We start from the raw sequence: 23,360 nt of genomic DNA on the forward strand, positions 1-23,360 counted from the left end.
AACTGGAGGAGAAGATGGATAGAAAAAAGATTGTCTTTTTAGATCATGGAACAATGAGTCGCTTTGATCTCTCTTTTAACTTTCCTTATGAGTTAATTGAGATTGATAATTGCCCTAAAGAGCAGGTTGCTCAAGCATTAGCAGGTTGTGAAATTGCGATTACTAATAAGGTGCCGATCGACCGCGCGGCGATGGAAGCTAATCCACAGCTGAAATTGATTGCGGTAGCGGCAACAGGATTCAATATGATCGATATTGCAGCTGCAAGAGAGTTGGGCATTATTGTCTCTAATGTTGCAGGCTATAGCCAAACTGCAGTTGCAGAGCATGCATTTATGATGATGATCTCTTTAGTTCATCGTCTTCCACTTTATGAAGCACGTGTTCGTGCCGGTGAATGGCAAAAGTCACCCTTCTTCTCCCTATTTGGTGCGCCTATCTATGAATTAAAAGGAAAAACATTAGGAATATTTGGGCGCGGAAGTATCGGCTCACAATTTGCAAAGTATGCAGAATGTTTTGGAATGAAGGTTCTCTATTCTGAACGAAAGGATGCATCGACGATTCGCCCAGGATATGAGAGTTTCTCTGATGTGTTAGAAAAGAGTGATGTCTATTCGATTCATGCTCCTTTAACGTCGGAGACAGAAAATCTTATTTCAGCGAAAGAGATCGCAAAGATGAAGCCAGGGGTTGTTATTCTGAATGTGAGTCGTGGAGGATTAGTGAATGAAGCTGATTTAGCCGAAGGCTTGCGTAGTGGACAAGTAGGAGGTGCCGGAATAGATGTGTTGACTTCAGAGCCTCCCAAACCAGATAATCCACTCCTAGCGGATGATCTTGGGAATTTTATCTTAACACCGCATACTGCATATGCTAGTGAAGAGGCATTGGCAAAATTAGTCGTTATTCTACAAGATAATATTAACCAATTTGTTGCCGGCGCCCCGATGAATGTTGTTAGTTAGGGATGCTATTTGATCTTGTAGGGTTGAGTGTGTCATCATTGCCTGATTGATCACTATATTACTAGAGGAATATCGATGTTAGCAGCGTCTTATATGGGGCTAAAGCATACACATATTATGCTTGCCTTCTTTTCAATTATCTTTTTCAACTTCCGTTTTTGGAAATATTTTTTAGTAGCAAGACCCAAATGGGCACGTATAGTACCACATATTATTGATACTTTTCTCTTATTGACCGGTATCTTATTGGCGGTTGCGCTCTCTATTAATCCATTTTCATTGGGGGGAAGCTGGTTAGGGGTAAAACTCTTCTTTATTGTGCTCTATATTCTTTTTGCAATTTTAGCAATGAGACAAAGCTTTGCACTCTCTACAAGATTGATTAACTACCTGATTTGTAACAGTATGGCAATGGCAGTTGTCTGGATGGCGATGATGAAGCCACAACTGTTCTAATTCACTATTAATCTGCTCTGTTCCAAAACGGATAAAGAGTAGACAAAAATTTGCAAGTTACTAAAATTGTTATATACTAACCATCTTAGTTAAGCGCCCATAGCTCAGCTGGATAGAGTACCTGGCTACGAACCAGGCGGTCGGAGGTTCGACTCCTTCTGGGCGCGCCATATAGTAAACCCCTTACTTCCGAGTAAGGGGTTTTGTTTTTAATGAGTTCTAATGAGTTTTAATGAGTTTAGTAGAGGCGTTTGTTGTAGTGGTATTCCTATAGATCTCTGTAGATGGATATAGATGGATTCAGCTGCTTTTATGCGTTAGAGGTTTATAACCTCTCCTCAGTAACAATAACGATAACGATAACGATAACGTATGACTCATAACTCATAATCACATCACACAACTATTTTGATTCTCTTCGGTATCTTTTGTTTGACATTCTGAAAATATCGGGTATAGTAATGATCTTAGTTAAGCGCCCATAGCTCAGCTGGATAGAGTACCTGGCTACGAACCAGGCGGTCGGAGGTTCGACTCCTTCTGGGCGCGCCATACGATAAACCCCTTACTTTCGAGTAAGGGGTTTTATTTTATTAGTCTATTTTGAGCCTATTTTGAAGCTATTTTGCTGCTCGATTGAGATCTTCTTTAGGGGTTGGGCGAATGATCTATAGATTAGCTATCACCGTCATTTGCTTCCTGTCATTGCTATTGCCGAATAGTGGGGCAATGCCATAAGGTCTTTTTGAATGACGATGATGCGATTATCAGTAATACTCTACCGCGCTAAAAGTAAAATACTAAAAGCGGGGAGTAAGAGTGATTTATCTTTCGATTAATTCATATTGATAGTGAGGGCGATCGCCAACACGGTAATAGATAAAGTCTTTTTGATAGCTATCTAAGAATTTTTGTCGAGCTTCTGCACTCTCAAACCATCTTTCCGCCTTAAAGTCAGGTCCTAGAAGATTTTCACGCATAAAAGTTGCATTAGGGGGTAAGGTCATTCGAACGCCATATTGTTTACTCATAATTGATCTCCATCTTACAAATTTGATTACTTAATCTTCGATTCTATCGGGTCTGTTGAAAGCTTCATTTTTGACTGGAAGCTTAATCCTCGTTTTAATATTTGCTTTTAATATTCGTTATTAATATTGGTTTTTCCTATTGGTTTTAATATCTATCTGCTTTTCACTTATCTCTTTTCGTATAGGTCTAATATTAGCCTAATATTAGTTTAAGATCGGTCGATATTTCAATAATGTTTTCAGCCCATTTTTCAGTAGCACTACTGTTGAAGGATGTTGCAATCTATTGATTAACCACCTGTCATCGACATGATTCGTTTAATTTTAGTTGCATCTGTTCTGAATTCATGTTTTTGCGGCTTAAGATCGATTGCTTCTCTAATCGCCTTTTGAAGTTCTTCATCACTACAATGATCTCTAAGCATCTTCCTTAAGGGATAAGCCTCCTCTTGTCCGAGACACATATAGAGGGTGCCATCGACAGCGAGACGAACACGATTACAGCTATCACAAAAGTGTTGACTCAATGGGGTGATTAATCCAAAAGTGAAAGAACCATCTGGCGATTGGTAATATCGAGCTGGCCCCTGTCCGAGTTTTTGTGGAGCATCTACTAAACCATATTTAACTTTTAAGGTCTCTAGCAGTTTTGTGAGGTCTTTTCCTTCGGTATTTTGTCCGGTTATTCCCATTGGCATTGCTTCAATCAAGCGAAGAACTAAGCCATTGTCGATACAGAATTGGATCATTTTGTCGATATCCTGATCATTGATTCCAATCATCGGTACCATGTTGATCTTAATCATTTCAAAGCCCGCATCGATTGCAGCAAAGATTCCTCTTTTAACTTTATCGATACAATCATTGCCGGTAATTTGGTGGACAGTGAGGGGATTGAGTGAGTCGAGGCTAATATTAAGGCGGTCAAGCCCCGCCTCTTTTAGGGGTTTTGCTAGGCGTTCGAGTTGTGTTGCGTTTGTGGTCATAGAGAGATCTTTTATGGTGGGGATCTCTTTCATTCGTGCAATGAGCTCGGTGACATCCTTTCTTAAGAGGGGTTCACCGCCGGTGATGCGGTAGTGATCGGTTCCCATTGCTGAAAAAGCTTTAACAACGCGAATAATCTCATCAAATGTGAGCCAATTTTTATTGACCTCAAAACCTTTAAACCCTTTAGGGATGCAGTAGGTGCAGCGAAGGTCGCATCGATCTGTCACTGAGATTCGTACATAATCAATTTTACGACCAAACTGATCAATTAACATTTATTAAAATCTCCCTGAAATGGATTGTTCTTAGATGCATTGAGAAACACTGAGATGGGGTAGATGATCTACATAATTAAAGTGGTGTTTAATAAGACATCTCATCTAGCGCCATCTAGGATTGTCTAGTGTGATCTCATGCTTAGCAAGTTCAATAAGTTTACCTCTAGAGCGAGTTTTATAGACTCAGCTCTATGAGGGATCTCTTAAAAGAGCTACTAAAGATTGAGGTCTTTAATACATTTTACAATTGTTTCGATTTTTTTCATCTGTGTGAACTCTTTTCGATAGACAAGTGCGACTTTCCGCGTAGGTACGGGCTCTGTAAAAGGGATGTAGTGAAGTAACTCGCTCAAATGATCATCTGTTAATGCATATTTAGGGAGTACTGAAATTTGATGACCAGCTGCCACAATATTGCGAATAGTCTCAAGTGAGTGATGATGAGAGCTTGTTGCATTGATCTCTTTGCAGCGATCGAGTACTTGATCACGAAAGCAGTGACCGATATTGAGAAGCAGTGGATCATATTCATGAATCTCATCGGGCGAGATCACCTCTTTCTCATTGAGGGGGTGCTCTTTAGGGGTTATCACAAAGAAAGGTTCTTCATAAAGCTCTATCACCTCAAAGGTTGGATCAGCAATAGGAAGCGCAAGAATTGCGGCATCGATCTCACCTGTCTTTAACATTGGGAGAAGATTGTCCGTCATATTTTCAAAGAGGTTGAGTTGTAGCTCGGGTGCAGCCTCTCTTAAAAGGGGGATCATTCTAGGAAGAAGATAGGGTGCAATAGTGAAGATAATCCCGAGGTTGAAACGACCCTCTATTGAATCGGATTCTTTACTTAAAGAGAGCAATTCATCAACAAGCTCAAAAATTTTGCGAGCTTTGGGAAGTGCTTTTTCACCTTCAGGCGTAAGAAGAACCTCATTAGTGGTTCGTTCAAAGAGTGAGACATCCATAGAGGCTTCAAGGTTTTTTATCCCAATAGATAATGCCGGTTGAGAGATAAAACACTTTTGCGCTGCTCGGCCAAAATGCCGCTCTTCCGCAACCGCAATGAAGTAACGAAGTTCATTTAATTTCATGCATTATTCCCATAAGTAACATTAATGTAGTGAATGATTTACATACTAACATATTTGCATTAAGGTGATTCTAATTAAGCATAAATCCCGTGTTTATCAGCCCTTGATGCGCTATTGAAATGTGAAAGATTGATCAGGTTACAAATTGCGCGAAATGGAGAAAAATGGGCTATAATGAGGGAAATTTCTTTCTTTTTAATTTCCTATTAATTTTAGACGACTTAAGTGAGCGATAACAATGAAACTAATCGATAAGTTTAGAGAGACGTCGGCACTCTATGGTGCAAACCAGACTTATGTCGAAGAGATGTTTGAATCATATCTCGAAGATCCAAGTTCTGTATCTGCACAATGGCAGGCCTATTTTGCCGATTTTAAAAATAGTCAAGGCGAGGATGTAGCTCAAGGACCTGTTAAGCGTGCTTTTGAGCAGATGCGTCACCAAGGGGTGCGAGTGCAATCTGCGGGTGTGGATGAAGCACATCTTGAGAAGCAAGTTGCAGTACTCAATTTAATTGGCGAATATCGCCGTAGAGGGCATCAAGTAGCAGACTTATGCCCTCTTAATTTACGTGATATCCCTAATGTGCCTGAACTCAATCCCGGTCATTATGGTTTAACTGAAATGGATATGGGCACAACCTTTAAAACAGGTGGATTAGCGGGCAAGTCAGAGATGACGCTTCGTGATATCTTAGATGTTTTAAAGAAAACTTATACCGGACATATTGGTGCTGAGTTTGAGCATATCACCAAAGATGCAGAGCGCGACTGGATTAGAACGCGTTTAGAAGAGGTTCAAGATCATTATCGTTTAAGTGATGAAGAGCGTATTGAGACCTTAAAAGAGTTGATCTCAGCAGATGGTTTAGAGCGTTATCTTCATACTCGTTATGTTGGACAAAAACGCTTCTCATTAGAGGGTGGGGATGCTTTAATTCCGATGCTCCATGAGATGGTCGTAGGTGCTTCCAATTTTGGTGCGGAAGAGATCGTGATCGGGATGGCTCACCGTGGTCGTCTTAATACCTTAGTTAATATCTTAGGAAAAGCTCCTAAACAGCTCTTTGCAGAGTTTGAGGGGGTTCCAACCTTCTCGAAAGGTTCCGGTGACGTAAAATATCATATGGGATACTCCTCCTCAGTGATTGCATCGCCCGATAATCCTCCTGTGCATCTTGCGCTTGCATTTAACCCTTCTCACCTTGAGATTGTAAATCCTGTTGTGGAAGGATCTGTTCGTGCACGTTTAGAGCGTCGTATTGAGCCAGGTACCCCAACAGGACATCTCCCATTTAATACTGTGCTTCCTGTATTGATTCATGGTGATGCAGCATTTGCAGGGCAAGGAATTGTTCTTGAGACGCTCCAGATGTCTCAAGCTCGCGGTTATACAACCGGGGGAACAGTTCATATTGTTGTTAATAACCGTGTTGGTTTTACAACATCAAATCCGCTAGATGCGCGTTCATCTGAGTATTGTACTGATGCGGCGAAGATTGTTCAGGCGCCTGTTTTACATGTAAATGGTGATGATCCTGAAGCGGTGAAGCATGTGATGCAATTAGCCTTGGGCTATCGTAATACCTTCCATAAAGATGTTGTGATCGATTTAGTCTGCTACCGTAAATTAGGTCATAACGAAGCTGATGAGCCAAGTGCAACACAGCCGATGATGTATAAGAAAGTGCGTAATCATAAGACCCCAGCACGTATCTATGCAGATCGCCTTATCGCTCAAGGATTGATTACGGAAGAAGACTTTAAAAACTTCACACAAGAGTATCGCGATAAGTTGGAAGAAGGTACACCTGTTGGATTCCCAACTGTTGAGTCGATCAATAGCTCCTATATGCAGAAGTGGGAGAAGATCTCAAAGATGCATGATCGCTTTGATGAAGAAGGTCCCGTTGTTCCTGAAACAGGTGTTGTTCCTTCAAGAATCACCGAGCTTACCCGCATTATGAATCAATTGCCTGAGAGCTTAAAACTCCATAATCGTGTTCAAAGAATTCACGATAATCGCCTTAAAATGGGTGAAGGTGAGTTAGAGATCGATTGGGGCTTTGCTGAGATTATGGCGTATGCAACGCTTCTTGAGGAAGGTTATCCCATCCGTATTACGGGGCAGGATTCAGGACGTGGAACATTCTTCCATCGTCATGCGGTTTACCATAATCAAGAAGATGGAAGTAGCTATATCCCACTTCAACATCTCACGAAAGATCAAGCGAACTTTACCGTTATTGACTCTATTTTGTCAGAGGCAGGGGTCTTAGGATTTGAGTATGGCTATGCATCGACTGAGCCGAATGCACTTGTTATTTGGGAAGCGCAATTTGGTGACTTCGTCAATGGTGCGCAGGTTGTTATCGATCAGTTTATCGCTTCAGGTGAAACAAAGTGGCGCCGTTATAATGGTTTAGTGATGTTACTGCCCCATGGTTATGAGGGGCAAGGACCTGAACACTCTTCCGCACGTCCTGAGCGCTTCTTAGAGCTCTGTGCAGAGAATAATATGAGTTTTGTTGTTCCGACAACACCCGCACAAGCCTTCCATATGTTCCGTCGTCAGATGCATCAAGATTATCGTAAGCCATTAATTGTGATGTCACCTAAGAGCTTGTTACGCCATCGTCAAGCAGTGAGCACTTTAGAAGAGCTTGCAACGGGTACTTTCCGTTCGGTCTTATCAGAGATTGATGCAATTGATGCAGCGAAGGTAGAACGTGTGGTGATCAGTGTTGGTAAGATCTACTATGATGCAAGAGATCGTAGAGCAGCAGTGAATGATGAAAAAACAGTGATTATCCGCTTAGAAGAGATCTATCCATTCCCAGCAGCGGCCTTAGCGGCAGAGTTAGCGAAATATCCTAATGCGAAAGAGGTGATCTTCTTGCAAGATGAACCTAGAAATCAAGGATATGCAACCTTTGTTTATCCACATTTAATTGAGTTGTTAGGCGATAAACATGCGTTACGATTTGTGACTCGTCCTGCAGCTGCTGCGCCGGCAGTAGGATATAGCCATGTTCATGCAGAGCAGGAGAAAGCGCTTCTTGACGCAATCTTCCCAACTGAATAGTGATGATTGTCAATGAAGGAGCTCTTAGTAGAGCTCCTTACTTATCAACAGAATTTAAAGCTTATTGCTGATTAAAGGCTTCATTAAAAAGTTTATAAGTTTACAAATTATAAGTTACAAGTTTATATAAGTTTTATAACAGTTATATATTTACATAGGAGAAAATCCATGAGTGTTGAAATTAAAGTTCCAGTATTACCTGAGTCAGTTGCTGATGCATTACTCTCTGCTTGGCATAAACAAGTAGGTGAGTTTATTGAAGAGGGTGAGAACCTTGTTGATCTTGAGACTGACAAAGTGATGTTAGAAGTTCCTGCTACAGTGAGCGGCGTTCTTAAAGAGATCAAAGTTGAAGAGGGCACAGATGTTACAGAAGGAACTGTTTTAGCAATTATCGAAGCAGGTGAAGCACCTAAGGCAGAAGCCGCGCCTAAAGCAGAAGAGAGCAGTGTGGCAGCCACTGTTGAGAGTGATGAAGAGGTGGGAATGTCACCAACTGTTCGTCGCTTAGTTGAAGAGAATAACCTTGATATTAGTAAGATCCCGGCAACCGGCAAAAATGGTCGTCACCTTAAAGAAGATATTGAAAACTTCTTGAAAAATGGTGGTGCGAAAGTGGCACCAGCAGCGAGTAAAGCAGCACCAGTTGCTTCTGTTCCAACTGGTGAGCGTGTTGAAAAGCGTGTACCGATGACGCGTCTTCGTGCTCGTATTGCAGAGCGTCTTCTTGATGCCACAAATAGCACGGCAATGTTAACAACATTCAACGAGATCAACATGGAGCCTGTGATCTCGATGCGTAAGAAGTATCAAGATCGTTTCACTAAGACCCATGGTGTAAAACTTGGTTTTATGTCTTTCTTTGTTAAGGCAGCAGTTGAAGCACTTAAGAAGTATCCAGCAGTTAATGCTTCGATTGATGGTAATGATATTATCTATCATGGTTATTTCGATATCGGTATTGCCGTCTCTTCACCACGTGGTTTAGTGGTGCCAATTATTCGTAATGCAGATCAATTAAGCCTTGCTGATATTGAGAAGCAAATTATTGAATATGCAACAAAAGCGAAAGAGGGTACTTTAACTATCGAAGAGATGACAGGTGGTACATTTACAATCACTAACGGTGGTGTATTTGGCTCAATGCTCTCAACGCCGATTATCAACCCACCACAAAGTGGTATTTTAGGTATGCACAATACTTATGAGCGTCCAATTGTTAAAGATGGTCAAATTATTGCTGCACCGATGATGTATGTTGCTCACTCATATGACCATAGAATCATCGATGGTGCTGAAGCAGTTGGATTCTTAGTCTCAATCAAAGAATCAATCGAAGACCCAGCAAGTATGCTTCTTGAACTCTAATCAGTGAAGAAGCAATAGAGCTTTAGTGGGTAGTAACAATTATAGATATTAGAGAAGATCCTTTATTGAACTTTTATCGATAAAGGATCTTTTTCAAGGAGAATATTTTATGGCGAAGAAAGAATTTGATGTCATCGTAATTGGTGGTGGTCCTGCAGGTTATGTTAATGCCATTCGTGCAGCACAGTTAGGTTTAAAAGTTGCCTGTGTTGAAAAATGGATTGGCAAAGCAGGAAAGCCCGTTTTAGGGGGAACCTGTCTTAACGTAGGTTGTATTCCTTCTAAGGCACTGCTTGAGTCATCAGCACTCTATGAAGAAGCAAAAGATCATGGCGCAGATCACGGTATCTCTGTTGAAGGGATTAAAATGGATCCTAAAGCGATGATTGCTCGTAAAGATAAGATTGTATCTGAATTAACAGCGGGTATTTCGATGTTGTTCCAAGCGAATAAAGTTGAATGGCTACAAGGAACAGGGAAGTTATTAAAAGATAATGTTGTTGAAGTCACTGATCATGACGGTAAAGTTGAGACATACAGCGCGAAAGATGTTGTTTTAGCGACCGGTTCAGTACCAATGGATATTCCATCAGCTGTTGTTGATAATAAGCGTATCTTAGATTCTGAAGGGGCACTTGATTTAGAAGTTGTACCAAAACGTTTAGGTGTGATTGGTGCTGGTGTTATCGGTCTTGAGATGGCAAGTGTCTGGTCCCGTTTAGGTGCTGAAGTTGTCATTTTTGAAGCGATGGATAAGTTCCTTTCAGCGGCAGATCAACAGATTGCCAAAGATGCGGCAAAGCATTTTAAGAAACAAGGCTTAGATATTCGTCTAGGTGCGCGTGTTAATGAGTCAGTCGCAACGGATGATGGTGTTGCTGTTAAATATAGTGACAAAAGTGGTGAGCATGAAGAGAAGTTTGACTACTTATTAGTTGCTGTAGGCCGTAAGGCGTTCACAGATGGGATTGTTGATGAGTCTGTCGGTCTTGAGATGGATGGACGTTTAGTTAAAGTTGATGATAAATGTCAGACCAATATTCCTAATGTCTGGGCGATTGGTGACCTTGTTCGTGGACCTATGTTAGCGCATAAAGGTTCTGCAGAAGGTATTGCTGTGGCGCAACGCATTGCGGGTCAATATGCTCGTGTTAATTATGATGCGGTGCCATGGGTGATCTATACCCATCCTGAGATTGCATGGGCAGGTAAAACTGAAGAGCAATGTAAAGCAGATGGTATCGAGGTGATTACTAGCTCCTTCCCATTTGCGGCATCAGGACGTGCAAAAGCGATGGGCGCAACAGAAGGTTTAGTTAAAGTCATTGCCGATGCAAAAACAGATAAATTATTAGGGGTACATATTGTTGGACCTAATGCATCAGAATTGATTCATGAAGCAGTTATTGTTCTAGAATTTGGTGGTACATCAGAAGATATCGCAAGCACAATGCATGCGCATCCAACACTTGCTGAGAGTGTTATGGAAGCAGCGCACGGTATTCATAAAAGCGCAATTCATATGATGAATCGAAAATAGTATGGAGCAAAAATAGTTAGCAAGGTTTGAGGTGAGCACTTAAAAAGATTGAATGAAGTATTCTGTTGATCTTACATTTTGATCTTACTCACCTCTCATCGTAGTTAATTATGATCCCTATAAACGAAGAGTAAGCACTACTTCTTGATAAGAGGTAGTGCTTTTTTATCGATTGCTAGAGTGTGATTGTTAGATTGAAATATTTCATAACTTGATATAATTCGATATATCTCGATATTAAGCGCACAATTTTATTAAAAATCTCTTTATAGATAGGTCTTGATGGCACTATAACTTATTGATATATATGTATAGTATTGTTAAATCTCATCATTGATCAATAATAGAGCAAAAAAAGTGTGAGATCTGTTTGACATACTTTAGGGTTCATACTATTATAGTCACCTGTTCACGAGGAGAAGCTTCCAAGAGAATGGATTTGGTCCCTATCGTCTAGCGGTTAGGACACTGCCCTTTCACGGCGGCAACCGGGGTTCGAATCCCCGTAGGGACGCCAAATATCGAAGCCTACTGATTATATCAGTAGGCTTTTTTGGTTTCTAGAGATATTCATTTATATTGTATGCATTGATATTTAATAAGTGATATTTAGTTAGTAAGTAGATCTATCTGGATCTATCCGGATCTATTATAGAGCTGATCTCGATGAGATATCAGAAATAGGAGAGTTATAGATGGCAAAAATTTTTATATGTAAAGTGGATGATCTTGCAGCAGGAGAGATGCGTAAGTTTGAAACGGAAATTGGTGAGCTCCTTGTCTTTAATCGAGAAGGGGAATACTTTGTAACGGATGATCAATGTACCCATGCAACAGCATCTCTCTCTGAAGGTGATTATTTTGATGATACGATCAGCTGTCCTCTACATTGGGGGGAGTTTAATATTATGACGGGAGAAGCTACTGCCGCTCCGTGCAAGAAGCCATTGCGTACCTATCGTGTTTTAGTGGAAGGGGATGAGATCCATATTGATAGTGAATTAGAAGCAGAGGCGGCAATGCTTAAATAGTGGATTGGTAGAAGATCGTCATAGATCGAGAAGTTGGTAAACCATAGAATGAAGCAGAAGAAGAGCCTAAAGGGCTCTTTTTTTATTTCCTTATAGATTTCTTATAGATCCCTATAGATCCCTATAGATCATTAAAATGATATTGGAGATTGTACAAAATAGAAAATAAAGGGTATATAAATAGATAAGGCTATAGTAAGTCTTTAAGTTCGATAGTAGTCGGATAAAATGACAAGATTGAGCAGCAGTTTTAACTCACTCTTGTTGAAGTTTAGTTTTAAAGAGGAGATGTGACAAGGGTTAATAGTGTGCCGGGATTGAGTCATCAATCTTGAGTCTGATCATCAATAATAAAAAAAGAATCATTAAAGAGAAATGATCGAAAAGGTCGGAAAGATCAGTAGCGCTATTAGAGATTGATCACATTATCTTATTTTATGTGGGTGATGCCCTTAATTTTAGGAGGAGAAGATGTTTACATTTATTGGCGGTATATTACTGCTTATTATAGGTTACTTCACTTATGGGAAGTATGTAGAGAAGGTCTTTGGGGTGAAAGAGAGGCCTACACCGGCATATACGAGTAGCGATGGTGTTGATTACGTACCGATGAACACGGCTAAAAACTCATTGATTCAGCTGCTCAATATTGCCGGCGTCGGTCCAATTTTTGGCCCGATTTTGGGAGCGCTTTATGGCCCCGTTGCTTTTATCTGGATCGTCTTTGGTTGTATTTTAGCCGGAGGAGTTCATGATTATTTAACGGGAATGATCTCGATTCGAAATCGTGGGGCTCATCTTCCTGAACTTGCAGAAAAGTTTTTAGGAAAATCGATGCGCCATATTGTCAATGCCTTTGCCTTACTGCTGCTTGTTCTTGTAGGAACGGTGTTTGTTTCGGCTCCAGGACAGTTACTCTATGATCTGATGGGCGGTAAAGTTGGTCTCGCAATTATTGTGGGTATTATCTTTATCTACTATGTTTTAGCAACGCTATTGCCGATCGACAAGATCATCGGGCGCTTCTATCCCTTCTTCGGGATGCTCTTAGTTTTAAGTGCTATCGGTATTGGTGTTGGTTTAGTTGTTACAGGGCAGGCTGGCAATATTCCTGAGTTGACCTTAGATAATCTTCATCCTGGTGGTCTTGCTATCTTCCCGTTACTCTTTTTGACAATCTCTTGCGGGGCACTTTCAGGTTTCCATGCAACACAATCGCCTATTATTTCACGTACAACTAAGAATGAAGGGCATGGGCGAAAAATTTTCTACGGCATGATGATTGCAGAAGGTGTTATTGCAATGATCTGGGCTGCGGCAGCGATGGCGATGTTCTATGATCCAGCAGCACCTTTTGGCGAGGGATTAAATGCGGTATTGAAAGAGGGTGGTCCGGCATTAGTCGTTAGTAAAGTGGCGGTTATGATGTTAGGTGGTGTAGGAGGAACAATTGCGATTTTAGGTGTGATTATCCTTCCCATTACCTCTGGTGATACCGCATTTAGAAGTGCAAGAATGATTATTGCGGATTATCTTAAGATTGGACAAGATAAGGTCGGCAAGCGTCTTTGGATTGCTCTTCCAATGTTTGTTATCTCTGCTATTCTTCTTCAGCTCGATTTTAATATTTTATGGCGTTACTTCTCATGGGCGAATCAATCGACAGCAGTGATAGCGCTCTTTGTAGGGGCGATGTATCTCTATATTGGTGGTAAAAATTACTGGATCTCACTATTGCCGGGAATTTTTATGTTATTAGCGACAACTACCTATATTTTAGAGCAACCGATCGGCTTTGGTCTCTCGACAGAGATCTCTCAGATCGGAGCGGTGATTATCTCAATTGCGCTTGTTGCACTCTTTTTCTGGCAAGCAAAACGTCAAAGAGCATGTGGACTGCCTTTAGAAGAAGATTTAACAGGTTGGGATGGCACGATGAAAGAGGGTGGCTATGACTTCACCTGTAAAGGCTTATAATCTCTTATATTTTATGATCACGACTTTAAACGCACTTTAAGTGAGTTTTAGAGTTTTAATAATGTGAATAGTAGAGTAAAGAGTATTAGATAAGTATTAGATAAAACTCCCGGATAATTCTGGGAGTTTTTTCATGAGAGAAATGGGAGAAATGAGAAGGTGCGAGGTGGAGATATGAAGATTGTGATTGCTCCAGATTCATATAAGGAGAGCTTATCTGCTCTTGAGGTAGCGCAATTGATTCAAAAAGGGTTCTCTCTCCATTATCCAATGGCAGAGTATCATTTAGTGCCGATCGCAGATGGTGGGGAAGGGACAATCGATGCAGTGATCAGAGCAACTCAGGGGCAAAGAGTGATGCTCTCCGTAATGGGACCGTTAGGTCAGCCGGTAGAGGCATCTTATGCAATTACTGGTGATGGAAAGAGCGCTGTGATTGAGATGGCAGAAGCTAGTGGGTTAGCGCATGTTCCATTAGCGCAACGAGATCCGCGAATAACAACGAGCTTTGGAACGGGTGAGTTGATCAAAGATGCATTAGCGCGAGGCATTCGACATATTATTTTAGGTTTAGGGGGGAGCGCGACTAATGATGGTGGTGCCGGCATGTTAGCGGCGCTAGGTCTACAGTTATTGGATGCAAAAGGGAATCTACTCCCATTAGGCGGACTCTCTTTAAAAGAGCTCGCCTTTATCGATAGTAGATATTTTGATCCGGCTATTAAGGAGTGCCATTTTGAGGTTGCTTGTGATGTGGATACTGTATTGATAGGAGAGCAGGGCGCTTCAGCAATTTTTGGTCCACAAAAGGGTGCAACGGTGGAGATGGCTACTCAGTTAGATAATGCACTAGCCCATTATGCAAAGATCGTTGCGCAGACATTAGCGTGTGATGTGCAAGCTATTCAAAATCATGCAGGAAGTGGTGCGGCCGGTGGAATGGGATTTGCAGCCCTCACTTTTCTTCAAGGTAGATTGAGGCCGGGGATAACGCTTATTTTGGATTTGATCAATTTTGCGGCATTGATTGCTGATGCCGATCTTGTTATTACCGGAGAAGGAAAAATAGATCGACAGACTCTCCATGGTAAAGCGCCAATAGGGGTTGCAAGGATCGCTAAAGCGCATAATATCCCGGTCATAGCGATCGCCGGCAGCCTTGGAGATGGAGCTCATCTTGTAAAAGAGGCGGGAGTTGATGCGCTTGTGAGTATTCTCAATTCTCCTTGTACGTTAGAAGAAGCATATCTAGAGAGTAGGAAGAATCTTGAGCAAACGGCAGAGAATGTAGCGGCAATATTAAAAGTCGGTAAGATGTTATAGGTCATCTATTAGGGTTCTCTATCAGGATTATCTATCATGATTATCTGTCAAGAGCCCCTATCAACAAGAGGAGGGAGAAATGTTAGAGACATTTGGGTTGGAAATCACGATTTTTATTAAACTAATCGTAGGAATGATCGGTGTTCTTCTCTATCTGCGCGTATCGGGTAAATCACAAATGTCTCAGATGACGCCGGCAGATATCGTTAGCTCCTTTGTGATCGGCGCGATCGTCGGAGGGACAATCTATGCACCTAATCTATCTGTTTGGTATATGATTTTTGGCCTTATGGCCTGGACTGTCGTGAGCTATGCACTCCATCTATTGACTAAAATCCCCTTCTTTTATCGGCTTTTTTATGGTTCGGTCACCTTCATTGTGAAAGGTGGGGCATTGCAACTTGATGAGATGCGTCGTAATAAAATGGATGCTGAACAATTGACTGCAAAATTGCGAGAGCAACGTATTTTTAGTCTGATGGATGTTGATGATGTGAGATTAGAGACAGATGGACAGATGACAGTTTTTCTTAAGACAGAGAAAGTGCGGGGATTTCTCTTGATTAGCGAAGGCAATATTTTAGAGGAGAATCTTAAAGATGCCGGCAAAAGTGAGGCGTGGCTTCAGGATGAGTTGGGAAAAATAGGGATTCAGGAGATAGAATCTCTCTATTGTGTTGAGTGGACGCCGGGTCGAGGCGTGATGGTAGTTGATGACAAGGGTAAGACGATAACTGTTACAGAGTAGGTAGTTGTAGAATCACCTTCTTGAAAATAGATCTTGAAGGTGATGTACGGTGATAGATTACGTTACCTGTTTGTCTCTACTCTCTTTTGATTAAACATCTCTTGAACAAAATCGACCTCTCCCGTCTCTACTTTATAGAAAGCGCCGACGATACCGATCTCTCCAGATTGATACATCTCTTTTAGAACGCTACTTTTATCGAGAATATGCTCAATGGTATGTTCCACATTATGAAGCGCCACTTTATCAACTGCTTCTTTGGAGGCGATATCGATCCCTTGATGCGCTTTTTTCACATGTTCAATGGAGGGTTTTACTTTGGCCAAAAGATTGGTAAGGTGCCCTAGTTCAGTTCCTTTGCAGGCCCCTGTAATTGCTCCACAGTGAGTATGACCAAGCACAACAATCAATTTTGAGCCTGCCAATTTACAGGCAAATTCCATCGAGCCGATAATATCATCATTAAGAACATTGCCGGCAATGCGAACACTAAAGATATCGCCTAAACCTTGGTCGAAGATCAGCTCGGCCGAGGTTCGGCTATCGATACAGCTGAGGATAATGGCAAAAGGAAATTGCCCCTCTTTTGTTTCATTCACTTGTTCTAATAGATTGCTGTGAGCCTTTAAGTTAGCAACGAATCGTTTATTTCCCTCTTTTAAGAAGGAGAGGGCTAGCTCAGGGGTTAATGATTTTTGGTCTTCGATATTATGTAATCTCATTCTTCAACTTCTCTCTATTAAGGTAGAATCACCAGAAGTGGATATAAGGTGATTAACAATTACTCAGTCTACCTTGGTTTAGATTGAAAAAAGAGTAAATGAAAATTATTCTTACAAAAAGTGATCAATTTTTGAGCGCGATATAGTGCTATCTCTTTGAATCAGAAACAGGAAGCAGAAAAAGTTGAATCGGCTCTTTTTCACTGGAATTGATAGTGGGATGGGCTCTAATTCAATAGATAGATGAGGTAGTAGAGTCCAAAGTAAAATGCCACAATAACCACCAAAGAGAGTGCCACAATTGTGGCAAGGTAGATTATCTTAAAAAGCATTTTTTTAAGAATAGATTGAGATTGAATCTCTCTATTTTTATGATGTTTCGTCATGTGGTGATATCCCCCCCTCAATTTTTGTAATGATTGTTATTTAGAGAATAGAAAGCATGATACTTATTGTCTTTGCCGGGCCTTGGTGATGCTCAGCTCAAACTCTTAAAAGCTTCTATCGCTCTAAGGCGGCTACTTTTTAAATCAACAATGGCATGCTTTTGCACTTTATGAATTTGTTTATTATCTAAGTGGGCTAACTCCGGACACCATTGACGAATAAAGTCTCCATTGGGATCAAATCGCTCAGATTGGGTGACAGGATTAAAGATTCTAAAATAGGGCACAGCATCTGTACCAGTAGAGGCAGACCATTGCCAGCCGCCATTATTAGCAGCAAAGTCACCATCGATGAGATTCTGCATAAACCAAGCCTCCCCTTTACGCCAATCGATTAAGAGATTTTTGGTGAGAAACATTGCGGTAATCATGCGCCCACGATTATGCATCCAACCGGTTGTTTTCAGTTGCCTCATAAAAGCATCCACAATGGGGATGCCGGTCTCTCCATTTTTCCAGGCCTCAAAGTCGGTTTCATTCTCGCGCCATTGGATATTTTCTGTCTTTTCCTGGAAGGCTCTATTTCTAGAGACTTGAGGGAAGTTCCACATGATATGGTAATAAAATTCTCGCCAATAGAGCTCATTCATCCAAGTTAAAATCCCTTCATCTCCCGCGTGAAAATCACCTTCATTGATCATCAATGCTTCTTGAAGGAGGGTTTTAACGGAGATCACACCGAGTGCGAGATAGGGTGATAGACGACTCGTTCCTTCAATGGCAGGAAAGTCCCGGCGAGCATGATAACGGAAAATATCTTCCTTTAAAAAGTTCTGAAAAACCTCAAAAGCGGAGTCTTCACCAGCTTGATAGGCTAAATTATCAAATGCCGCATAAGGATTAACAGAGAGATCATCGCTTGTAATATCGAGCTTATTTTGCGTGGGAATTTCAAAATGATTCTCAAAACGCTGATATTGCAAAACGTCGATTAAGCGTCTTTTGAAGGCGGTAAAGACTTTGTAAGGTCTATTTTCACCATTTAAGATGGAGCCCAATTTTACTAAGGTCTTATCGTGGCAAGGATAGATATCTAAGAGATGTTTCTTTAATTGTCGATACACCGCCCGATCTCTTGCAACTTCATTAACGCCGACTTCATGATTAAAATAGAACGAGGAGATCTGATAAGCTTCCATCAATTGCAGTATGCGCGTCGGAATCTCCGCCCAAGAATCAACTTCTACGATCTTTAAAGGGATATTTTTACTCTCGAGCGCTTTTTGCAATGCTTGTAAGTTTCGCCACATAAAAGCGAGTTTCAGCTTCGCATCATGATGCGCTTCCCATTCTCGATGAGAGACAATAAACAGCGCAATTGTTTCCTGATTTTCAGTTGCCCTATAGAGCGCCTCATTATCATGAACTCTTAAATCAGATCGAAACCACATTAAAGATCGCATAATACCTCTGAACCCTATTAAAAATGAGAAGATGGGATGATAAGGAATAGACTATAACCTTCTGGTAGTTTATGCGAGGTTTTTATTAAAATCTGTTGCTTGATGGAGTAGGAGCGTAGAGTAAGACATGCTTTAATCTCTATAAAGGGGGTTTAAAGGAGATTGTTTAGAGGGGGTTTGTTATTCGATTCCCGCCAAAATTTACGCCAAATTGACTTCCAGATACAGCAAAGCCCGCTAAATAGCGGGCTTTCACAATCATGATTGGTGGAGGCGGCGGGATTTGAACCCGCGTCCGAGAACTATCCATTCTTGGTACTACATGTTTAGCCGTATCTTTAATTTAACTTCACATCGTCCGATCGGCAGGAGATGCAAAGCTGTTCTAAGTTAAGTTTCGCAAAATACCCCTTAGAAATGATATTTCACTATTTCGTTTAAGTTGACTGATGATAATACCGAACGAACACAGTATTATGATCAGTTAGCAGACTAAGCTGCTAAAGCGTAGTTGTTATCGTTTGCAACTATACAATTTGCCGCGTTTTTACAAGACTCTCGACCATCTTGACATGCACCTCAAACTTCAACATCCCCGTCGAATCCAAGAACGCCCCCGTTTAAGTTGATAGGCTATTATAGCGAATCGCTTGGTTTTATGCAATATTCAATGATTTAGTTTCTATTTAGTTTCCGTTACTGAGGTCAGGATTCTTTTCTAGAAGCTCTTTAAGCGCAAGTTCTGCGGGTAGAAATTGTGCCATGCTCGGATCTTGTAGAAGCTCAATAGCTCTAGGTAGATCTTTAGGGCTGCCGGGACGTGATTTCATCAAAAGTTTTGCCAGTTCTAAGCGCGCAGCTTGATGATTTCCGGCGATAGCGGCTTCATAAAATCGAGCTGCTTTTGCTGCATCTGTGCCGATTACAACATCATTTGCATACATGTAACCAACTTTAAAGAGCAATTCACTATTCTCTTTTGTGGGGGATAATTTTAAAATTGTTTCTTCTAGTTTTTTAATTTCTGCTACTGCTTTAGGCTCTTCTCTTCTTGAGAGGAGGAAATAGCGGAGAGCGAGTGCTCTATCAGTTGTGGCCTCTCCCTTCTCAAGTTCGATTAATCCAAGATAGAAGAGAGCACGATTATATTTTTTATCAGCTGCCTTCTGTAGATATTTTGTCGCTTTTTGATGATCTTTCGTAACATATTTACCTTCATAATAGAAAGTACCTAAGCGGCAGAGTTCAATGCGATTATTGAAGGCTGCGGAGAGTCGTGTAAATAGATATTCAAGCATAGTTGTTAATGTCGTTACCGTAATTGATTGTCATGTGGAGTAGAAAGTGTATTGCGCTCTTCTCTAGCTTATTTTGTAGAGTAACTTTTTAGTACGAGCTCATAGCGTTTTCCTTTTTCATAATAAGCGATTAATGCCGGGAGGAAGAGCTCTTTGGGTGCAAGACCTAATTCAACACGATCATCTCCTTCGCCACTTGCATAGAGGATAATAGGGGTTCTTTTACCATTAATATAACCCTCCTTCTCTCCCACTTTAACAAAAGGTGGGCGCTGATAAACCTTTTTACCATTGGTTGTCTGAATTTTTTCATTTAATGGCGCATGATTGAGTGTGGCTTGCCATGCTGTTGTGAAGAAATCTTGAGCTAATGTTGTCATCTCTGCTGATAGATTCTGTTCTCCTCGGCCGTAATTGATTTTTTTGTGAGTAAGGTCGAAGCGAGCACTTGCATAGTTCTTACCGCCTCTGATATCTGTAAAGGAGTGGGTAATAAGACGTTTTCCATCAACACTTCCGATACTGGTAAACTCCATTTTTTTAAAAGGTATGTTGACGGTTGTTTCGAGGCGATACTCACTATTATTGTGGGTGAAGGTCATAGAGGCCGGCACTTGAAATGGACCTACAAAGTTGAGGTGGACTTGAGCAGGGAATGGTTCGGCGTGAACGGCATGAGTGAAGAGCGCAAAAAAAGATAGTGTAAAAATAAGTAGTAAGCGCATAAGCATATGGTCTGACCTCTTAAATATATAGGAAGGCTAAGCCATCCTTGTTATGATGAAATAGACTCAGGAATGAGTCATATTTAGAATCTATATAATATTATTATACTGCGAAGAGGAGATGCGCATGCAACCTAATTTACGTCAAAGACATTTTTTAAAACTACTCGATTTTTCTAAAGAAGAGATTCTCTATCTTGTAGGGCTTGCTGAGGAGCTTAAAAAAGCGAAGCGAGCAGGAATGGAGCAACGACGATTAACAGGCAAAAATATCGCACTCATCTTCGAAAAATCATCAACACGTACCCGTTGTGCTTCAGAAGTTGCTGCGGCGGATCAGGGTGCGGCAACTAGTTATCTCGGGAGTGATGGGACTCAGATCGGTACAAAAGAGTCGATGAAAGATACCGCGCGGGTATTGGGAGATATGTATGATGCGATTTTATATCGTGGATTTAGTCAAGATGTTTTAGAGAATGAGTTAGCGGCTTATGCCGGCGTTCCTGTCTATAATGGCCTGACTGATGAGTTTCACCCAACACAGATGCTTGCCGACCTTTTAACCATGAAAGAGAGTAGCGATAAGCCGATTAGTGATTTTAGTTATGCCTATCTTGGTGATGCGCGAAATAATATGGGAAATTCTCATCTTGTAATGGCAGCAAAGTTAGGTGTTGATTTCCGTGTTGGAGCGCCGAAGCATCTTTGGCCAGAGGCAGATCTTATTGCTAAATGCCAAGAGCTCGCTAAAGTAAGTGGTGCGACATTGACATTTACTGATAGTGCCGAGGAAGCAGTCAAAGGTGTTGACTTTATCCATACTGATGTTTGGGTTTCAATGGGAGAATCTGAAGATGCATGGCGTGAGCGTATCGCTCTTCTACAGCCTTACCAAGTCAATGGTCAATTAATGCAAGCAACAGGAAATAAAAATACTAAATTTATGCACTGCTTGCCAGCATTCCATAATCGTGAAACTTCTGTTGGAGAATGGATTTATCAAACATTTGGTCTTGATGGTGTAGAGGTTACAGAAGAGGTGTTTGAAGGGCCTCAGGCTATTCAATTTCAGCAAGCCGGTAATAGAATGCATACGATCAAAGCGATTATGGTGGCAACTTTAGGATAGATCTATTTAGGATCTGGTTTAGCTAGCTGATTAGTCATTTAATCATTTAGTTATTATGTTGTGTAAAAAAATCTCGCTCCATCTAAATAAGCCTGAACTGAATACTTGTTAAATATCGATGGAAACATTTATCAACTGTTTCTCTGTTATTTGCATCAAGTATTCAAGTACTTATTAAGGAGATGGGCGAGATCTTTTGTATGAGATCTTTTCTAGAATCTCGATTCTATCTATTCGACTCTCTATTGCTCTCTTAAATGCTAGTATTAAGACGACGGAGAAGTTCACTCGCTTCTGCAGGCGGATAGTTTTGGACGATATTGAGTGCTCGTGGAGCAATACGGTCACCCTGTACCGCAGCTTGTTGGAAGAGGCTACGAGCTTTCTCATAGTCAGCAGGGAAGTCAGCTCTATTTTGCGTATAGAGCATACCTAAGCGATAAGCAGCATGTGGTTGGGTCGGCGCAGCAAGTTGATAGTAGTGTGCCGCAGCGGGGATATTAACTATAGAGCCTTGTCCTGTTTCTAGCATCGTTCCTGCATTAAGTGCTGCTCGGCTGTTACCTGCTTGTGCAGATCTTTGGAAATAGTTGAGTGCGAGTTCTGGATTTTTGGCAGCCCCTTGTCCACTATAATAGATCATTCCAAGGTTATAAAGAGCGTTGGCATTTCCTTGCTCTGCTGCTTTCTCCCAATAATATTTCGCTTTTGTTAAGTCTTGAGGAACCTCGACACCTTGAGCATATTTATTGCCAAGATAATATTGTGCATACATATCTCCATGATCGGCATATTGCGGAAGCTCAGAGGCGGAGAGTGTTCTCATCTTCTCTATATGCTCGGGGGAGATCTGTTTTGGAGTGCTGCTCTGAGTTGTTGAATTGTTCAATGACAGACAGCCCGTCAGGAGAGTTGCTAATAATATAGGAGCAAGGGTGCGCTTGATCATAATTTAAAATCCTTTACGAGTAGATGGAATAAAATAATGTTTATTTAGTTTTATTAATATAAGTTAGCTACAGTTTAACTTAATTGTATAAGGAGTTCTTCTGAAATTAAAATCAGCCACAAGGCAATTTTTTGAAAAAGAGGTTGAGTTATCGGGAGATTCTAAAGATTCTTAGAGTGTCTGCTTCATCTGAAATAAAGAACTGAAATAAAGAAAATGGAAGGGAAGAAAGGTGGGATGTAATATAAGTTGAATTCGGGGAAAGAAAAAACTTTAAAGAATTCAAAAAAAGAGTTGCAAATAAAAATGAAAGGGGTAAGATACACCACTCATTCAGACGGCAACGTTGAAGATGATTCGGTAGAAGCCAGTTCTCTAGTAGTTTCTTTGCTTCTCTCTTTAAAGTTTAAGTTCAGTTTTTTTAGTAGTCTTTAAAATTGAATCGGTGCTTAAAAAGAGGTCAAAAATAAAATTGACACGAGTGAATCACTTCTGTAATATAGTTCGTCTGCTTAGGGCGGTAAGAGATTCAAGTTTGATTCACTTTAACCCTAAAGTTCTTTAACAAATTAATCTTAAGTAAGTTTGTATGGGGGCTTGTATTTGTTTGCGTGAGCAAAAGAATAGAAGTCTAACCAAACAATTCCAGCATCTATTTTTTTATAATGGAAATAGAAGCAGTAATTGAGCAGTAACGAAAGTTACATGGTTAGATCGAAAGATTTAAACATTATAGAGATTAAACTGAAGAGTTTGATCCTGGCTCAGATTGAACGCTGGCGGTATGCTTAACACATGCAAGTCG

Annotated in this window: 19 protein-coding genes, 3 tRNA genes, 1 rRNA gene and 1 other RNA gene; 14 read left to right on the plus strand and 10 right to left on the minus strand. The window is 40.9% G+C overall.

All coding sequences use genetic code 11. The annotated features are described in order from the left end of the window. Window positions 1–14 precede the first annotated feature (14 nt). The 4 genes from AC0SAP_RS08070 (at window position 15) to AC0SAP_RS08085 (ending at window position 1,976) form a co-directional block, all read left to right on the plus strand. Window positions 15–968, plus strand: coding sequence for a D-2-hydroxyacid dehydrogenase (locus AC0SAP_RS08070; protein ID WP_473383809.1), 954 nt, complete (start codon window positions 15–17; stop codon window positions 966–968). 75 nt (window positions 969–1,043) lie between these two features. Then, window positions 1,044–1,424 carry a SirB2 family protein gene (locus tag AC0SAP_RS08075; protein ID WP_286483311.1) on the plus strand — a complete coding sequence of 127 codons (381 nt, stop codon included), beginning with the start codon at window positions 1,044–1,046 and terminating at the stop codon, window positions 1,422–1,424. A 93-nt stretch (window positions 1,425–1,517) separates the two neighbouring features. Further along, window positions 1,518–1,594, plus strand: a tRNA-Arg gene (locus tag AC0SAP_RS08080). Between the two features lie 305 nt (window positions 1,595–1,899). After that, window positions 1,900–1,976, plus strand: a tRNA-Arg gene (locus AC0SAP_RS08085). 272 nt (window positions 1,977–2,248) lie between these two features. Here AC0SAP_RS08085 and AC0SAP_RS08090 read toward each other — a convergent pair. From AC0SAP_RS08090 to AC0SAP_RS08100, 3 genes are all read right to left on the minus strand, one after another. Continuing rightward, window positions 2,249–2,455 (minus strand): hypothetical protein, encoded by a 207-nt coding sequence (locus tag AC0SAP_RS08090; protein ID WP_094568517.1) that lies wholly within the window; start codon window positions 2,453–2,455, stop codon window positions 2,249–2,251. A 290-nt stretch (window positions 2,456–2,745) separates the two neighbouring features. Next, on the minus strand, window positions 2,746–3,720 hold the full coding sequence (gene moaA, locus AC0SAP_RS08095) for a GTP 3',8-cyclase MoaA (RefSeq protein ID WP_473383810.1): 975 nt from the start codon (window positions 3,718–3,720) through the stop codon (window positions 2,746–2,748). Window positions 3,721–3,938: 218 nt separating this feature from the next. Continuing rightward, window positions 3,939–4,811, minus strand: coding sequence for a LysR substrate-binding domain-containing protein (locus tag AC0SAP_RS08100; RefSeq protein WP_473383811.1), 873 nt, complete (start codon window positions 4,809–4,811; stop codon window positions 3,939–3,941). 238 nt (window positions 4,812–5,049) lie between these two features. Here AC0SAP_RS08100 and AC0SAP_RS08105 point away from each other — a divergent pair, with 238 nt between their 5' ends. From AC0SAP_RS08105 to AC0SAP_RS08140, 8 genes are all read left to right on the plus strand, one after another. Continuing rightward, a complete protein-coding gene (locus AC0SAP_RS08105) occupies window positions 5,050–7,896 on the plus strand; it encodes a 2-oxoglutarate dehydrogenase E1 component (RefSeq protein ID WP_473383812.1) in 2,847 nt (948 codons plus the stop codon). Between the two features lie 168 nt (window positions 7,897–8,064). Beyond that, window positions 8,065–9,264, plus strand: coding sequence for a 2-oxoglutarate dehydrogenase complex dihydrolipoyllysine-residue succinyltransferase (gene odhB, locus AC0SAP_RS08110; protein WP_473383813.1), 1,200 nt, complete (start codon window positions 8,065–8,067; stop codon window positions 9,262–9,264). Window positions 9,265–9,373: 109 nt separating this feature from the next. Beyond that, window positions 9,374–10,804, plus strand: coding sequence for a dihydrolipoyl dehydrogenase (gene lpdA / locus AC0SAP_RS08115; RefSeq protein WP_473383814.1), 1,431 nt, complete (start codon window positions 9,374–9,376; stop codon window positions 10,802–10,804). A 442-nt stretch (window positions 10,805–11,246) separates the two neighbouring features. Continuing rightward, window positions 11,247–11,321 (plus strand) — tRNA-Glu (locus AC0SAP_RS08120). Between the two features lie 178 nt (window positions 11,322–11,499). Beyond that, entirely contained in the window at window positions 11,500–11,835 is a 336-nt protein-coding gene (locus tag AC0SAP_RS08125; RefSeq protein WP_473383815.1) for a non-heme iron oxygenase ferredoxin subunit, read from the plus strand. Between the two features lie 471 nt (window positions 11,836–12,306). After that, window positions 12,307–13,812 (plus strand): carbon starvation CstA family protein, encoded by a 1,506-nt coding sequence (locus tag AC0SAP_RS08130; RefSeq protein ID WP_473383816.1) that lies wholly within the window; start codon window positions 12,307–12,309, stop codon window positions 13,810–13,812. Window positions 13,813–13,986: 174 nt separating this feature from the next. Further along, entirely contained in the window at window positions 13,987–15,135 is a 1,149-nt protein-coding gene (locus tag AC0SAP_RS08135) for a glycerate kinase (RefSeq protein WP_473383817.1), read from the plus strand. Window positions 15,136–15,214: 79 nt separating this feature from the next. Then, window positions 15,215–15,883 (plus strand): DUF421 domain-containing protein, encoded by a 669-nt coding sequence (locus AC0SAP_RS08140; protein ID WP_473383818.1) that lies wholly within the window; start codon window positions 15,215–15,217, stop codon window positions 15,881–15,883. Between the two features lie 62 nt (window positions 15,884–15,945). Here AC0SAP_RS08140 and AC0SAP_RS08145 read toward each other — a convergent pair whose 3' ends face one another. The 6 genes from AC0SAP_RS08145 to AC0SAP_RS08170 all read right to left on the minus strand — a co-directional run bounded on the left by AC0SAP_RS08145 (window position 15,946) and on the right by AC0SAP_RS08170 (window position 20,483). After that, window positions 15,946–16,605 (minus strand): carbonic anhydrase family protein, encoded by a 660-nt coding sequence (locus tag AC0SAP_RS08145; protein WP_094568527.1) that lies wholly within the window; start codon window positions 16,603–16,605, stop codon window positions 15,946–15,948. Between the two features lie 227 nt (window positions 16,606–16,832). Beyond that, window positions 16,833–16,991 carry a hypothetical protein gene (locus tag AC0SAP_RS08150; protein WP_473383819.1) on the minus strand — a complete coding sequence of 53 codons (159 nt, stop codon included), beginning with the start codon at window positions 16,989–16,991 and terminating at the stop codon, window positions 16,833–16,835. Window positions 16,992–17,083: 92 nt separating this feature from the next. Beyond that, complete coding sequence (locus AC0SAP_RS08155; protein WP_473383820.1) at window positions 17,084–18,442, minus strand: cryptochrome/photolyase family protein; 1,359 nt, start codon at window positions 18,440–18,442, stop codon at window positions 17,084–17,086. Window positions 18,443–18,719: 277 nt separating this feature from the next. After that, window positions 18,720–19,072: a transfer-messenger RNA gene (gene ssrA / locus AC0SAP_RS08160) on the minus strand. A gap of 68 nt (window positions 19,073–19,140) precedes the next feature. Beyond that, on the minus strand, window positions 19,141–19,752 hold the full coding sequence (locus AC0SAP_RS08165; RefSeq protein ID WP_473383821.1) for a tetratricopeptide repeat protein: 612 nt from the start codon (window positions 19,750–19,752) through the stop codon (window positions 19,141–19,143). Between the two features lie 68 nt (window positions 19,753–19,820). Then, on the minus strand, window positions 19,821–20,483 hold the full coding sequence (locus AC0SAP_RS08170) for a hypothetical protein (protein ID WP_473383822.1): 663 nt from the start codon (window positions 20,481–20,483) through the stop codon (window positions 19,821–19,823). 121 nt (window positions 20,484–20,604) lie between these two features. On the opposite strand from AC0SAP_RS08170, the gene argF reads away from it, so the two are divergent. After that, window positions 20,605–21,606 carry an ornithine carbamoyltransferase gene (argF, locus tag AC0SAP_RS08175; RefSeq protein WP_286483336.1) on the plus strand — a complete coding sequence of 334 codons (1,002 nt, stop codon included), beginning with the start codon at window positions 20,605–20,607 and terminating at the stop codon, window positions 21,604–21,606. Window positions 21,607–21,859: 253 nt separating this feature from the next. Here argF and AC0SAP_RS08180 read toward each other — a convergent pair whose 3' ends face one another. Beyond that, window positions 21,860–22,555, minus strand: a complete 696-nt coding sequence (locus AC0SAP_RS08180) for a tetratricopeptide repeat protein (RefSeq protein WP_286483339.1) — start codon at window positions 22,553–22,555, stop codon at window positions 21,860–21,862. 741 nt (window positions 22,556–23,296) lie between these two features. Between AC0SAP_RS08180 and AC0SAP_RS08185 the strand changes: the two genes are divergently transcribed. Next, a 16S ribosomal RNA gene (locus AC0SAP_RS08185) occupies window positions 23,297–23,360 on the plus strand; the annotation flags it as partial.

The sequence above is a fragment of the Ignatzschineria sp. PL_is040 genome (assembly GCF_055813795.1).

Excerpts from the sequence above, each read along its gene's own strand:
- lpdA (WP_473383814.1), top strand. The coding sequence starts at position 9,374 with ATGGCGAAGAAAGAATTTGATGTCATCGTAATTGGTGGTGGTCCTGCA.
- moaA (WP_473383810.1), bottom strand. The coding sequence starts at position 3,720 with ATGTTAATTGATCAGTTTGGTCGTAAAATTGATTATGTACGAATCTCA.
- AC0SAP_RS08100 (WP_473383811.1), bottom strand. The coding sequence starts at position 4,811 with ATGAAATTAAATGAACTTCGTTACTTCATTGCGGTTGCGGAAGAGCGG.
- AC0SAP_RS08135 (WP_473383817.1), top strand. The coding sequence starts at position 13,987 with ATGAAGATTGTGATTGCTCCAGATTCATATAAGGAGAGCTTATCTGCT.
- argF (WP_286483336.1), top strand. The coding sequence starts at position 20,605 with ATGCAACCTAATTTACGTCAAAGACATTTTTTAAAACTACTCGATTTT.
- AC0SAP_RS08165 (WP_473383821.1), bottom strand. The coding sequence starts at position 19,752 with ATGCTTGAATATCTATTTACACGACTCTCCGCAGCCTTCAATAATCGC.
- AC0SAP_RS08150 (WP_473383819.1), bottom strand. The coding sequence starts at position 16,991 with ATGACGAAACATCATAAAAATAGAGAGATTCAATCTCAATCTATTCTT.
- AC0SAP_RS08145 (WP_094568527.1), bottom strand. The coding sequence starts at position 16,605 with ATGAGATTACATAATATCGAAGACCAAAAATCATTAACCCCTGAGCTA.
- AC0SAP_RS08140 (WP_473383818.1), top strand. The coding sequence starts at position 15,215 with ATGTTAGAGACATTTGGGTTGGAAATCACGATTTTTATTAAACTAATC.
- AC0SAP_RS08070 (WP_473383809.1), top strand. The coding sequence starts at position 15 with ATGGATAGAAAAAAGATTGTCTTTTTAGATCATGGAACAATGAGTCGC.
- AC0SAP_RS08170 (WP_473383822.1), bottom strand. The coding sequence starts at position 20,483 with ATGCTTATGCGCTTACTACTTATTTTTACACTATCTTTTTTTGCGCTC.
- AC0SAP_RS08180 (WP_286483339.1), bottom strand. The coding sequence starts at position 22,555 with ATGATCAAGCGCACCCTTGCTCCTATATTATTAGCAACTCTCCTGACG.
- AC0SAP_RS08090 (WP_094568517.1), bottom strand. The coding sequence starts at position 2,455 with ATGAGTAAACAATATGGCGTTCGAATGACCTTACCCCCTAATGCAACT.
- AC0SAP_RS08130 (WP_473383816.1), top strand. The coding sequence starts at position 12,307 with ATGTTTACATTTATTGGCGGTATATTACTGCTTATTATAGGTTACTTC.
- AC0SAP_RS08155 (WP_473383820.1), bottom strand. The coding sequence starts at position 18,442 with ATGTGGTTTCGATCTGATTTAAGAGTTCATGATAATGAGGCGCTCTAT.
- odhB (WP_473383813.1), top strand. The coding sequence starts at position 8,065 with ATGAGTGTTGAAATTAAAGTTCCAGTATTACCTGAGTCAGTTGCTGAT.
- AC0SAP_RS08075 (WP_286483311.1), top strand. The coding sequence starts at position 1,044 with ATGTTAGCAGCGTCTTATATGGGGCTAAAGCATACACATATTATGCTT.
- AC0SAP_RS08125 (WP_473383815.1), top strand. The coding sequence starts at position 11,500 with ATGGCAAAAATTTTTATATGTAAAGTGGATGATCTTGCAGCAGGAGAG.
- AC0SAP_RS08105 (WP_473383812.1), top strand. The coding sequence starts at position 5,050 with ATGAAACTAATCGATAAGTTTAGAGAGACGTCGGCACTCTATGGTGCA.